Origin of the sequence: Streptomyces sp. CBMA123 (assembly GCF_014596465.1) — a bacterium.
Classification (GTDB): domain Bacteria; phylum Actinomycetota; class Actinomycetes; order Streptomycetales; family Streptomycetaceae; genus Kitasatospora.
The window spans coordinates 18,173-31,147 of sequence record NZ_MECK01000635.1; the positions used below are offsets into that span (position 1 = coordinate 18,173).

Sequence of the window (12,975 nt, forward strand, 5' to 3'; positions counted from 1 at the left end):
CGTCATGGAAGACAGGACTCCCACCGCCTCCGAGCAGTTGAAGAGACTCGTCCGGCAAGCTCCGTTGAGCTTCCTGGGCACGGTCACCCGGGTCGGCGGCACCTCACTCGCGGCCTTCCCGGCCGAGGCCCGGAACGAGCGGACCACCGTGGTCAAGGTGAACGAGGTGCTCCACGCTCCGGCCGCCTTCCGGCACCTCGCGGGCAGTGAGGTCACCGTTCAGCTGGCGCCCGAAGCGGATCTGCTGAAGGTCGGCGAGACGGCTGCCTTCTTCACCCAGGGGATGGTCTACGGCGAGAGCCTGGGCCTCGCCGAGGTCGGTCGGCTGCCCGCCGCCGAGGTCGAGCCCCATGTCTCGCTGGCCGCCACCACCGCCGACGAACTGCCGTTCTCCTCGGTGCAGCGCGAGAACCGGGAGGAGGACCTCGCCGCCCATGCCCGGACGGCGCAGGCCGTGGTGGTCGGCACCGTGGTCGCCCTGGAGGATCTCCGGCTGCCGGCGTTCTCCGAGCACGCCCCGCTCTGGTGGCGCGCCACGCTGGAGGTCTCGCACGTCGAGTCCGGCCCGGTCGACGGGCGGACCACCTTCCTCTACCCGCGCAGCGGGGACGTCCGCTGGCGCGCCATCCCCAAGCCGACGGCCGGGCAGCTGGGCCTGTGGCTGCTGCACGCCGCGCCGGCCGACCTGGCGGCGCAGGCCCCGTACCAGCTGAGCGATCCCGACGACTACCAGCCGGCGCAGAACCTCGCCGTGCTGCGGGAACGGAGGTGAGCCGACATGCCCACCATCAAGGTCGTCAACATCACCCCCAAGGCGCAGAGCGGCGACGCGAACCTGGACGGTGAGCCCAACCTCGCCGTCAACCCGGAGAACCCGAAGGAGATGGTCGCGACCGCCTTCACTCCCGACCCGCTGGGCGGGCCGCTCGCCCCGGTCTACGTCTCGACCGACGGCGGGGACACCTGGGTGCTGAACAGCGTCGTCCCGGGCAACTCCCCCGGCACCGGTACCGGGGACATCAGCGTCGGCTTCGCCGCGCAGGGCGGCACGCTCTACACCGGCATCCTCAACGGCCGGACCGACGACCTGCAGATCCTGCGGGCGCCGAACATCGCCTCGACCACCCCGATGACGGTGTTGGCGACCGTGCCCTCGCAGCACACGCCGGACCAGCCGTGGGTGGTCACCGGTGCCGCCGCAGCCAACGGCGGGGGCCAGGACGTCGTGTACGTCGGCAAGAACATCGTCGGCAGCGCGCCCCGGACCGCCGAGGTGGCGGTCTCGGCCGACGCCCGTACGGGTACGGGCGGGTTCGCCGACGTCCAGGTCGACCAGCGTCCCGCCACGGCACCGCAGGACGGGCCGCCGGTCCGGCTCGCCGCCCACCCCGGCGGCAAGGTCGTCTACGCGGCCTTCGAGAACTGGACCGGCTTCGACCAGAACACCCTGGTCGTCACCTTCGACGTCGTGGTGACCCGCGACGACAAGGGCGGGCTCGGTCCGTTCGAGGGCCTCACGGACCAGGCCGGCGACATCGGTCAGCCGGTGGTCAGCGGGCGGACCGTGCCGTTCAACGTGCAGGTGGCGTCGCTGGGCCAGGAGCGGACCGGCGCGGACCTGTCGATCGCGGTCGACCCCGACGACGCCGACAGCGTCTGGATCGCCTGGTGCGACGGCCTCGGCGGCACCGTTCCGACCGACTACGTGCTGCACGTCCGGCACTCGGGCGACGGAGGGAGGACGTGGGCCGCGGCCCGTCAGGACCTCATCAACGCCAAGAACCCCTCGCTGGCGGTCAACTCCGACGGGCTGGTCGGACTGGTCTACCAGCAGCTCGCCAAGAACCAGTGGACGACGGCCCTGGAGCTGACCTCGGACGGCTTCACGACCATGGAGAGCCACGTCCTGCACCAGGCCCCCGGCAACGTGCCGAAGGCTCCGCCGGGCCACCTGCCGTACCTGGGCGACTACATCCGGATGCTCACGATCGGGAAGGACTTCTACGGGGTCTTCGTGGGCAACAACACCCCGGACAGCGCCAACTTCCCGGTCGGCGTGACGTACCAGCGCAACGCCAACTTCACCACCCACCAGCTGTTCGCCCTCGACGGTGTCACCCGGGTGCTGCCGTCCCTCGACCCGTTCTTCTTCCACCGGGCCGCCTGAGCGCCGGTGTCGCTGAGCGCCGGTGTCGAGGCGCCCGCCACGATCGGTCGTGGCGGGCGCCCCGCTGTCGGGCACTGTGGTTCGGGGGTGTTCAGGCGGTGGCCAGGCAGAACTGGACGAGCCCGGCGTCCACGTCGAGGACGATCTTCTCCATCTCCGCCCACGGCGGGTGGAAGGACTTCACGCCCCACTCGACGGTGAAGCCGAGCACCTTGCCCTGGTCGGGGTCGGTGAAGTGGCGGGAGTAGACGTAGTCGTCGCTGGTCCCGCTGGTCGGGTAGAGGTGGAACCCGGTCAGCGGCTTGTACGCCGTGCCGCGCACGCCCTGGACGCCCTGGCAGAAGGCGGTGGCGAGTTCGAGGGCGCTGTCGGCGTCGTCCTTGGGGATGTACTCGGCGTACGCGGTGTCGCCGGGCAGGCCGCGTTTGCCGTCGTACCGGGCGTTGCGGAAGTTCATGCCCGGGTCGTCGGACTGGTTCTCGTCGTCGCCCCAGTTGTAGAGCATGTCCTGGGAGTAGCTGTGCACGTCGACGAGCCAGCCGGTCCGCGGGTACCGGTCCAGCAGCCAGCGGACGTTGCGGGTCTCGGGCTCGGAGAAGGCGCTCGGGCCCTCGTAGACCTGCTGGTCGCACGGGTTGGTGGAGACCTGGGGGGTGGCGGTCGGGGCGAAGGCGGTGGTGAAGTCGAACAGGAAGTCGTAGTTGCGGTTGAGATCGATGCCGATACAGTCCGGGTTCGCGCTGCCGCCGGAGTTGGCCGGGTTGCGGTTCTTGCGCCACATCGGGTCGACGGTCTGGCTGTGCAGCCGGCCGTCCGGGTTGACCAGCGGGAAGAGCACGAAGTCCAGCCGCTGGAGCAGTCCGCGCACCTGGTCGGCGGTGAAGGCGGTGCCGCCGTAGCCGAGGCCGGTGCCGGACTGGTAGGCCTCCAGCAGGTCGGCGGCGAGGTGGACGAGGATCTCGCAGCTGCCCCACTCGCGGGCGTGCACGCCGCCGATCATCATCACGCAGCTCTTGGGGCCGGTGGCGGTGGGTGCGCCGATCCGCAGGGCGTGGGCGGTGCGGCCCTCGATCGAGGGCTCGGGCAGGGTGATGAGCTCGGTGAGGCCGGGGTAGGCGCCGGCCAGGCTGGTCACGGCGGATTCGACCTCGGTGATGTTCAGGTACGACATGACGGGCCCTCCCCGGTCAGCCGGTGAGCTTGGCGGCCAGGCCGTGCGGGACGGCGGCGGCGAACCGGTCGCCGGCGCCGACCTCGGCCTGGGCGGCCCGCCCGTCCTCGCTGGCGTTCCCGAGCCGGGTGACCGTGACGCCCTCGCGTTCGAGGGCGGCCACCTGGGCGTCCGGGGCGTAGACGTCGATGCCGATCCGGCCGTCCGGCTCCGGCTGGGGGTGTCCCCCGGTGTCGGGGCGGGTGTCGCGCAGCAGCGCGAGCAGGGTCTCCGCGTCCTTGGCGGTGACGCGGAGCCGGAGGATGTCGGGCCGGGGAGGGGTGGATGATGCGGATGGGACGGCGGACATGACGACCTCGGGTGATGAGTACGGATATGTCCGACGTGTACCTCGTATCCTCAGGATCCGCCGCCGTCGTAGAACCCGTCAAGGGGTGGCTCCGGCATCCCGTCCAGCAGGCTGTCCAGGCCGGCCAGCATTTCGGCGCGGTCGTCGAAGTCGGCGAAGCGGGGGACCAGCGCCCGCAACCGCGGGTAGTCGGCGGCGGGCAGCCGGTGCAGGCCCAGCCGCAGCACCGGGTCCGGCTCTTCGGGGTTGTCGACCACCTGGCGCTTGTCCACCAGCAGGCAGCCGAGGTTCCAGGCCACGAAGGTGCGGTAGACGGTCAGGGCGGTGGCGTCGTCGAAGCCGGCCCGGCCGAGCACCGACAGGATGTGCTCGGTCAGATCGAGGGCCGGCGCGGGCCGGCGGGACACCGGGACGGCCAGCGGGCGGGTCGCGACCAGCGGCAGGATCTCGGGGTGGGCGTGCGCCACGGCGGCGAAGGCCTGGGCGATCCGCCGCAGCTCCATCCGCCACTGGGGCTCGTCCGGGCCGCGACCGGGGCTGGTGCGCAGCCGGGCGTTGATCTCGGTGAAGTAGGCCTCGGTCAGGCCGTCCAGCAGGGCTTCCTTGCCGGGGGTGTAGCGGTACAGCGCCATCGACTCGACGCCCAGCTCCGCCGCCAGTCTGCGCATGGTGAGCGCGGCGAGGCCTTCGCGGTCCACCAGGGCGACGGCGGCGGCCAGCACCAGTGGACGACTCAGGCGACCCCGCTTCTCGGGCCCGTCCCGCTCAACCATGTCCGCACTCCTCCGAGTCGGCACCGTCGGCCGTGCCCCGGCCGGACAGGCGGCAGGTGACGCAGCGGATACAGAACCAGGATACAAGGGACGAATAGGTCGGAAACAGGCCTTGGTTGCACCATGATCGGTGACGGAGCGTAGTCGATGCCGGAATGCGGTGGTGTCAGGCTGCGGTGGTGCTGGGGTGCTGGGGTGCTGGGGTGCGGTGGTGCTGGGGTGCGGTGGGGCTGGGGGGTGTGGTGGTCCGGGGTGCGGCGGTCGGGGGCGATCAGCCGAGCAGCAGCCGGAGGGCGAGCCCGCCGACCAGGGCGGCGAAGGACGGCACGGCGAGCGGGTTGGGCAGGGTGATCCCGAGCAGGGTCGGGAAGGCGCGCACCGGGCCGGGCGGGGTCGGCGCGGTCAAGACGGAGGAGCCGCGGCCGGGCAGGGCGGTGACGGCGGTGCGGTAGGGGGTGCAAGGGGTTTTGCCCGTGACGGCGGGTACTGTGGGGCACTCCGGTGAACATTGGTTCGAGGAGGTACCGATGAGCAGTCAGAACACCCGCGTCAACGAGCTGTTGGTCGAGGCGTGGTCGTCCTGGGCGGAACGCGGTGCGGCCCTGAGCGCGGCGGACTGGGACCGGCCCACCCGGCTGACCGAGTGGACCGTACGGGACCTGTACGCGCATGTGGCGCCGGTGCCCGAGCAGTTCGCCGGGCTGCGCGCCATCGTGGTCGACGCCCCGGCCGGGCTGACCCGCGGGGCGGACATGCTGCGGACGTTCAACCAGCCGGGCGGGCTCGCCCACACCGCCGCCGGGCAGGTCGCCGACCTGGCCAAGGAGGCCGCCAAGGTGACCGAACCGGCCACGCTGATCGCCCGGTTCGGCACCGAGGGGCCGGCCGCCCTGGCCGGGATCGCGGACCTCACGCCCGACACGGTGGTGGCGCACCCGCTGCTCGGCCCCGTGACGGTGGGGGCGCTCGGCGAGGTGGCGCTGATGGAGGCGACCGTCCACCTGCTCGACCTGATCGCGGCGGTCGGCGGGCCGGCGCCGGCCGAGGGAGCGCTGCACTTCACCCGTGCGCTGCTGGCCGAGGTCGCCGACCCGGTGGCCTTCATCGAGGCGGCGGCGGGCCGCAGTTCGGAGCCGGTGCTGCCGGTCATCCGCTGACCGTTCCTGGACAGTGATCAGAAGTGACCATCGAGGTCAATCCGGCACTGCGCCCATCCCGAACGGTTGTGGATGGGCTGGTCGACCGCGTTCCTGCCGCGTTCGGCGCGCACGGATCGTGTCCGTGGTCCGGGTGCGCGGGGCGGTTTCCCTCACGCCCCTGGTCGCCGGGTCGGGCCTGGGCGGTCCGATGCCCGTGCACATCGCTCTGGTGTGCACGGGTGCCGTCCGTCGCCTGATCCGGTGGCCGAGGGCGCGTCTGCCGATCGCCACGGCGGCAGCCTGGTGGCGGCCGGCGGGGCGTCGGGGTGTGGAGAGCGGGGCCTGCCGGTGCTGCGCGCCCCACATGCTGGTGTAGGCGGGATCGACCGCGATCACACCGATTCCGGCTTCGGCGGTCATGGCGGCGAGCCTGGCACGAAGTCTGCCCGTGGGCATGCCGTCGACGAGTTGCCGGAAGCGGCCATGAACAGCAAAGATCACTCAACAACACTCAACCGCCGGCAGTTCACCACCCCTGGGCGGGGGCGATCCCGCGCGGGAGCCGTACGCGCTGGTCGGTCGTATGATCTGCACCAGAAGAACGGCAGGGCTGGGGGGCGTCGATGGACTCGTTGTGGAACCTGTGGTGGCTGGTACCGGCTGTCCTCTACGGGGGCGGGAACATCGCCAACCGGGTGCGCCGGGACATCAAGGACCGGCATGAGCGCAAGCTCGAACTGCTCGACGCCCAGCACCGGCAGCGCCTCGTCCTGGAGGAGGCCCACCGGCCGCCCGAGCCGGTCTGCGGCTGCACCCACCACCTGGCCAAGCACGACCGGCAGGGCCGCTGCCACGAGGTGGTCGAGACGCCCACCGCCTGGGACGCCGACCGCCGCCCGGTGCGCTTCGAGCCCGGGCAGTGCAACTGCCAGCAGTACGTGGGGCCGGAGCCGCTGGGCACGGTGTTCGCACCGGAGTTGACCGACCCGCGCTGAGTGGTTCCGTGCGTCGAGCGGTTCCGCGCGCCGAGCGGCTCCCCGTACCCACGGGGAGCCGCTCTTTCCGCGTCAGCCCAGCGCGAGGGCGCTCAGCCGGTCGGCGGCGCCGTTGAACAGGTCCTGGTCACCGGGGAAGGTGCCGGAGTCGGAGTACTGCCAGAAGGTCTGGTAGCCCCAGCCGTTGGGCAGGGTGCCGGCGGTGGACGAGTAACGGGCGATCCAGAGGGGGTTGGTGGCGCCGAAGCCGCCGTAGTTCCCGGTGCAGCCCGACCACCAGTTGGTCGTGGTGTAGATCGTCGGGTAGCGGCCGGTGCGGTTGAGGACGGTGTTGCTGAAGTCGCGGATCCAGCCGACCATGGCGCTCTGGCTGAGGCCGTAGCAGCTGGCGCCGTACGGGTTGTACTCGATGTCCAGGGCGGGCGGCAGGGTGGCGCCGTCGGCGGACCAGCCGCCGCCGTGGTCGACGAACCAGTTGGCCTGGGCGGTGCCGGAGGAGTGGTCCGGCAGTGCGAAGTGATAGGCGCCGCGGATCAGTCCGGCGTTGTAGGAGCCGTTGTACTGCTGGGCGAAGTACGGGTTGGTGTAGCTGGTGCCCTCGGTGGCCTTGACGTAGGCGAACTGGGCGCCGTTGGCCGCGGTGGTGGTCCAGTCGACGTTGCCCTGGTAGCTGGCGACATCCAGGCCGGGGGTCTGGGCGGCGTCGAGCAGGGCGGGGGGCGAGCCGGGGGTGCGGCCCTCGTGGGCGGCGACGGTGGAGCCGGCGAAGTCGCGGTCGGGGTGGAAGGCCGGGCGGTGCTCGGTGGTGGGGGCGGGGGCGAGAGGGGCTGGGTCGGCCGCGTACGCGGGCGCGGTGGCGCCGGCGACCAGGGCGGTCGCGGCGGCGAGTGCGGCCAGTACGGGGAGCCGGCGGCGGGCTCCCGGTCTGGTGGGACCGGTGGGGCGGGCGGAGCGGGAAGAGCGGGGCATGGACACTCCTCTGGTTCCGGTGCGGCCGGGCTCGACGAGCCCGGTACGGACGAGCCCGTTACGGATGGGCCGGACGGGCCCGGTACGGCCGGTGGTCGGCACCGGCCGGGGAGCAGGGTAGCCATGTACCCGCCAGCTGCGCCAGGCTCCGCGGCCACACGGCGAGTCGCCCTCCCCTGGCGGTGACGGCCATGGTCCTCGCGGTGGGGGTGTGCTCGCTGTGGCACGATGCCCGGATCGAGCCGACCTGCCTGAGAAGGGGAACCGCCATGTCCGAAACCGCCACCGGGCCCGCCACCGAGCCCACCGGGGAACCCGCCTTCCGTACCGCGACCCTCGCCGACGTCCCGGCCCTGGTCGCGCTGGTCGAGTCCGCCTACCGGGGCGAGGCCAGCAAGGCCGGCTGGACCAGCGAGGCGGACCTGCTGGGCGGGCGGCGCACCGATGCCGAGGCCGTGGCGGAGGCCGTCGGCCACACCGACGGGCTGGTGCTGCTGGCCGAGCGGGACGGCGAGCTGCTGGCCTGCTGCCAGCTGGAACGGCGCGGCGACCGCGCCTACTTCGGCATGTTCTCGGTGCGTCCCGGCCTGCAGGGCGGCGGGATCGGCCGGGCGGTGCTGGCCCGGGCGGAGCGGCTGGCGGGCGAGGAGTGGGGCGTCGGCGCGATGGAGATGACGGTGATCGAGCAGCGCGCGGAGCTGATCGCCTGGTACGAGCGGCGCGGCTTCCGCCGGACCGGCGAGTACAGCCCCTTCCCGTACGGGGACGAGCGGTTCGGCATCCCGCGCCGGCCGGACCTCCGCTTCGAGCGGCTGATCAAGGAGTTGAAGGCGGCCTGAGGGTGGGTGGAAGCGGGCCGGTTTGTTGATCGTTTGACGGTCCGTCGTGCTACTGACGCGGCATCAAGTCGTTGAGCTGGGGCGATGCGGAGATGTCACACCTCGTTCATGATTGGTCCAGACCAATATGAGAGGCTGTGGTCGAACGGCAAGGTTCCGTCCGATGCCCAGGGGGGCCATCTCCGCATGCCCGTACTCCATGGCACCGCCATGCCCGCACCCGACACCGGTCCGCGCCCGATACCCGCGGACCCCGACCTCCGACTCCCCAGCCCACCCGACGACCAGGAGCTCTACTGGTACTTCGGCCCGCAGCGCCGCTGGGTGCTGCTCTGCGCCACCCTCTCCTACGCGGGAGCCACCGCCACCCTCGGCCTGTTCGCGCTGAGCAAGCCGCTGCTGTGGCCGTTCCTGGTGCTCACCGTGCTCAACGCCGTCACGTGGCTGCTCTCGCTCACCGACGGCCAGCGCGCCCGCCGCTTCACCCGCGACTCGCACGACCTGCTGCTGCGCGCCTGGAACCCCGCCCGCCACCCGAGCGTGGACCTGCTGCTGCCCACCGCCGGCGAACCACTGGCCGTCCTGGACAACGCCTACCGGCACACCGCCGCCGTCCAGTGGCCCGGTGAACTCACCGTCCTGGTCCTCGACGACGCCGACCGGCCCGAGGTCCGTGAACTCGCCCGCTCCTACGGCTTCCATTACCGCGCCCGCCCCGACCGCGGCCGGTTCAAGAAGGCCGGCAACCTCAACCACGGCCTGGCCGAGGGCGCCGGCGAGATCATCGCCGTGCTCGACGCCGACTTCTGCCCGCGCCCCGACTTCCTGCACCACCTGGTGCCCTACCTCGACAACCCCGGGGTCGGCATCGTGCAGAGCCCGCAGTGCTTCGACACCGACGCCGACATGTCATGGCTCGAACGCGCCGCGGGAGCGACCCAGGAGATCTTCTACCGCTGGATCCAGCCCTCCCGGGACGCCCAGGACGGCACCGTCTGCTGCGGCACCAACGCGCTCTACCGACGCGCCGCCCTGCAACGGATCGGCGGCTTCGCCGAGATCGACCACAGCGAGGACCTCTACACCGGCCTCGCCCTCGCCCGGGCCGGCTGGAGCACCCGCTACGTCCCCGCGCTGGTCGCCAAGGGCATGTCGCCCACCGGCCTGCCCGCCTTCATCAGCCAGCAGTACCGCTGGTGCCTCGGCTCCCTGGCCCTCGTCCGCGACCCGGACTTCCGCCGTGGACCCCTGCCGCGCTCGGCCCGGCTCTGCTTCTGGAACGGCATCCTCGGCTACGTCACCAGCGCGGTGAACGTGTTCGCCGTGCCGCTGCCCGCGCTGATCATGCTGTTCTTCGCCCCCGAGCAGATCCAGCCCTGGCAGGTGCTGCCCTTCCTGCCGCCGATCTGGGTCGCCCTGGTGCTGCTGCCCGCGATGTCCCGCACCCGCTGGCGCTTCGAGGTCACCCGGGTCCAACTCCTGGGCGGGCTCTGCCACGTGATCGCCATCGCCCACGCGCTGCGCCGCCGCTCCGCCGACTGGGTGCCCACCGGCGCCGTCTCCGGCGGCACCGCGCTGGCCCGCGGCGTCGCCCGGCTCGGGGTCGGCTGGCTCGGCCTCGTCGTCCTCGCGGGCGGGGCGGGGCTGGTGCGCGCCGCGCTGGAGTACGGCTGGCGGCCCTTCTGGGCGCTCACCGCGCTGCTCGGGCTCACCGCGTACACCATGATCCCGCTGATCAGGGAACTGTGGCCGCTGCTCGGCGGGGCCGGCGGCAGGGGCGGCGAGGTCGCCGCGCCGGTGCGACGCCGCTCCGACCTCGGCTTCGGACGGGCGGAGGCCGTCGCCGTCACCGCCGTGCTGGTGCTGTGCGGGGTGCTCGCCTCCGGCTGGGCCGATCCGCTGATCTTCTAGCACCGACTGTTCTTCCAGCACCGACTGTTCTTCCAGCACCGACCGTTTTCCGGAACCGCCCGTTTTTTGGAACCGCCCGTTTTCTGGAACCGACTATCCAACGCTGCGTTTCCTTGCGCGTCGCCCCACCGGCGCGGACCCCGCCGCCAGGCCGCCCCATCGGCCCGGCGGGCCCGACCACCGCTGCCAGCCCAGCAAGGAGCACCGCCGTGTCAACGGCCGTACCACCGACGTCTTCCACGTCCCCTTCCGCTGAACTGCTGCCCGGAGTCGTCCGGGTGGACCGGCAGGCCGTCGCCGCCGAAACCGCCCCGGCCTCCGCCACCGCCGAACCGGTGCCGACCGGCGAGCCCCGCCGGCGCACCGCCTTCCGCCCCGACATCGAGGGGCTGCGCGGCATCGCCGTGCTCTCCGTCCTCGCCTTCCACGCCGCCGTCCCCGGCCCGGCCGGCGGCTTCGTCGGCGTCGACATCTTCTTCGTCATCTCCGGCTTCCTGATCACCGGCCTGCTCACCGGCCGCCCGATCGGCCTGTGGGACTTCGCCGCCCGCCGGGCCCGTCGCATCCTGCCCGCCGCCGCCACCGTGCTGGTCGCCACCGCCGCCGCCGGCGGGGCCCTGCTCGACCCACTGCGCGGCACCGACCTCGCCCGCGACCTCATCGCCGCCGCCGGCCAGTTCGCCAACTGGCGCTTCGTCGGACAGCAGACCGACTACCTCGCCGCCGAACGCGACCCCAGCCCGCTCCAGCACTTCTGGTCCCTCGGCGTGGAGAACCAGTTCTACCTGCTCTGGGGCGTCCTGCTGCTCGGCCTCGCCCGCTACCTGCACGGCCGCCGCCGCACCCTGGCGATCACCCTCGCCACCCTCGCCATCGGCGGGACCTCGCTGGCCCTCTGCCTGCGCTGGACGGCCACCTCCGCGCCGCTCGCCTACTTCTCCACCGGCAGCCGGCTCTGGGAGTTCGCGGCCGGCGCCTGCGCGGCCCTGCTCGGCAGCGCCCTCGCCGCCCGCACCCCCGGGCGCGCCCTGACGGGCACACTGCGACTGCTCGGCTGGGCGGGCCTGGCGGCCGTCCTCGCGGCGGTCTTCCGGTACGACCGCACCACCCCCTTCCCCGGCGCGGCCGCCCTGCTGCCCGTCCTCGGCACCGCCGCCCTGCTGCTCGCCGCCCCCGCCGACCGGATGGTCGGCGGCCTGCTCGCCACCCGACCGCTGCGCGCCGCCGGACGCCTCTCGTACGCCTGGTACCTGTGGCACTGGCCGGTACTGACCATCGCCCAGGCCCGCTACGGCCAGCTGCCCTGGGCTGTCCTGCTCGCCCTGACCGCCGCCAGCGCCCTGCCCGCCTGGCTCACCCTGCGCCTGGTCGAACAGCCGCTGCGGTACGGCAGCAGCCCGGTACCCCGGCGCGGCCTCGCCGTCGGCGCCAGCGCCCTGGTCATCCCGCTGATCGCCGCCCTCACCCTCGGCGGCGGCACCGTCCGCGCGCTCGGCGGCACCGCGGACACCCCCGCCGCCGCACCCGCCGGAGCCGTCGACGGACCCGCCCTGCTCGCCCCCGGCGTCCGGGTGCTCGGCCTCACCCCGTCGCTCGCCCGCGCCCGGGAGGACTTCCCGCCCGGCAAGGGCTGCGAGATCCCGCTCAACGCCGACGCCAGCCCCCGCTGCCTCTTCGGCAACCAGGACAGCCCTGACCGGATCGTGCTGCTCGGCGACTCCCACGCCGGACAGTGGATCTCCGCCGGGCTGAAGATGGCCGAACAGCGGCACTGGGCGCTGGAGGTGCTGGTCAAGCCCGGCTGCCCGCTGGCCACCCTGACCGTGCGCAACGACGTCCTCGGCCGCACCTTCGACGAGTGCGACCGCTGGCGCGAGAACACCCTCACCCGGCTCACCTCCGGGCCCAAGCCCCGGCTGGTCCTGCTGGCGGGCCTCAACCGCTACGGCAGCCAGGAGGAACGCACCGCCGGCTGGACCCGCACCCTGGACCGGCTGACCGCGCTCGGCGCCCCGCTCGCCTACCTCGGCGACACCCCGATGCCCGGCAAGGACATCCCCACCTGCCTGGCCGCCTCCGACGGCCGCTCCGACGCCTGCTTCTTCCCCCGCGACACCGCCTTCGAGCCCGACCCCCTGCTCGACGGCGGCCTCGCGGCCCGCTACGGCGTCCGGACCCTCGACCTCGGGCCGGTGCTCTGCCCGGGCGGCGGGCCGAGCTGCCCGGCCGTCCTGGAGGGCGTGGTGCTCTACCGGGACACCGGGCACATCACGGACACCCTGGCCCGGGTGCTGGCGCCCCGACTGGACAAGGAGCTGCTGGGCACGCGGTGAGGCCGACCGGGAACCGGCCCGCACGGGGCGCCCGCTGCCCGCTGCCGGCTCCGCCCGGGACGGGCTCGCGGGGCCGTTCCGCCGGACGGGCGCCCGTCCGGGGGCGGTGGCGGGCGCCGGCGGGGTCGGTCAGCGCCGGTCAGGGCCGATCGGCGAGGGTCAGCCGTAGACGCCGCGGCAGAGGCGGGCCTGCTCCGAACCGGCCGACCAGCGGCCGATCCGCTCGGCCTGGTCGCAGATCGTGCCCGGGCCGAGCGACGGGACCCCCGGCGCACCCGGGCCCCCGCTCGGCGCCGGCCGGCCGGTCGGACTCGGGTGCGAGCCGCGAC

Annotated in this window: 12 protein-coding genes; 7 read left to right on the forward strand and 5 right to left on the reverse strand. The window is 73.2% G+C overall.

All coding sequences use genetic code 11. The features are described 5' to 3' along the window. The first annotated feature begins 4 nt into the window (after nt 1-4). The gene (locus BG452_RS44060) at nt 5-772 is read left to right on the forward strand and encodes a hypothetical protein (protein ID WP_188310020.1); all 768 of its coding nucleotides are present in this window, start codon (nt 5-7) and stop codon (nt 770-772) included. Between the two features lie 6 nt (nt 773-778). Next, a complete protein-coding gene (locus BG452_RS44065; RefSeq protein ID WP_188310021.1) occupies nt 779-2,167 on the forward strand; it encodes a hypothetical protein in 1,389 nt (462 codons plus the stop codon). Nucleotides 2,168-2,258: 91 nt separating this feature from the next. Here BG452_RS44065 and BG452_RS44070 read toward each other — a convergent pair whose 3' ends face one another. The 4 genes from BG452_RS44070 to BG452_RS46780 all read right to left on the reverse strand — a co-directional run bounded on the left by BG452_RS44070 (nt 2,259) and on the right by BG452_RS46780 (nt 4,866). Continuing rightward, a complete protein-coding gene (locus BG452_RS44070; protein ID WP_188310022.1) occupies nt 2,259-3,338 on the reverse strand; it encodes a M14 family metallopeptidase in 1,080 nt (359 codons plus the stop codon). Nucleotides 3,339-3,354: 16 nt separating this feature from the next. Next, nucleotides 3,355-3,687: a hypothetical protein gene (locus tag BG452_RS44075; protein WP_188310023.1), complete on the reverse strand. Its 333-nt coding sequence runs from the start codon at nt 3,685-3,687 to the stop codon at nt 3,355-3,357. A 50-nt stretch (nt 3,688-3,737) separates the two neighbouring features. Further along, the gene (locus tag BG452_RS44080; protein WP_188310024.1) at nt 3,738-4,460 is read right to left on the reverse strand and encodes a TetR/AcrR family transcriptional regulator; all 723 of its coding nucleotides are present in this window, start codon (nt 4,458-4,460) and stop codon (nt 3,738-3,740) included. A gap of 271 nt (nt 4,461-4,731) precedes the next feature. Continuing rightward, a complete protein-coding gene (locus tag BG452_RS46780) occupies nt 4,732-4,866 on the reverse strand; it encodes a hypothetical protein (RefSeq protein WP_317621521.1) in 135 nt (44 codons plus the stop codon). A gap of 121 nt (nt 4,867-4,987) precedes the next feature. On the opposite strand from BG452_RS46780, the gene BG452_RS44085 reads away from it, so the two are divergent. Both BG452_RS44085 and BG452_RS44090 read left to right on the forward strand, forming a co-directional pair. Further along, nucleotides 4,988-5,617 carry a maleylpyruvate isomerase N-terminal domain-containing protein gene (locus BG452_RS44085; protein ID WP_188310025.1) on the forward strand — a complete coding sequence of 210 codons (630 nt, stop codon included), beginning with the start codon at nt 4,988-4,990 and terminating at the stop codon, nt 5,615-5,617. A gap of 605 nt (nt 5,618-6,222) precedes the next feature. Then, nucleotides 6,223-6,594: a hypothetical protein gene (locus BG452_RS44090; protein ID WP_188310026.1), complete on the forward strand. Its 372-nt coding sequence runs from the start codon at nt 6,223-6,225 to the stop codon at nt 6,592-6,594. A gap of 72 nt (nt 6,595-6,666) precedes the next feature. Here the strand turns inward: BG452_RS44090 and BG452_RS44095 are convergent, their stop codons facing one another. After that, the gene (locus BG452_RS44095) at nt 6,667-7,563 is read right to left on the reverse strand and encodes a lysozyme (RefSeq protein ID WP_188310027.1); all 897 of its coding nucleotides are present in this window, start codon (nt 7,561-7,563) and stop codon (nt 6,667-6,669) included. Nucleotides 7,564-7,832: 269 nt separating this feature from the next. Here BG452_RS44095 and BG452_RS44100 point away from each other — a divergent pair, with 269 nt between their 5' ends. The 3 genes from BG452_RS44100 to BG452_RS44110 all read left to right on the forward strand — a co-directional run bounded on the left by BG452_RS44100 (nt 7,833) and on the right by BG452_RS44110 (nt 12,646). Further along, entirely contained in the window at nt 7,833-8,402 is a 570-nt protein-coding gene (locus BG452_RS44100) for a GNAT family N-acetyltransferase (protein ID WP_188310028.1), read from the forward strand. A 186-nt stretch (nt 8,403-8,588) separates the two neighbouring features. Next, on the forward strand, nt 8,589-10,313 hold the full coding sequence (locus BG452_RS44105; protein ID WP_317621522.1) for a cellulose synthase catalytic subunit: 1,725 nt from the start codon (nt 8,589-8,591) through the stop codon (nt 10,311-10,313). Nucleotides 10,314-10,591: 278 nt separating this feature from the next. Further along, complete coding sequence (locus tag BG452_RS44110; RefSeq protein WP_317621523.1) at nt 10,592-12,646, forward strand: acyltransferase family protein; 2,055 nt, start codon at nt 10,592-10,594, stop codon at nt 12,644-12,646. The last annotated feature ends 329 nt before the right edge of the window (nt 12,647-12,975 follow it).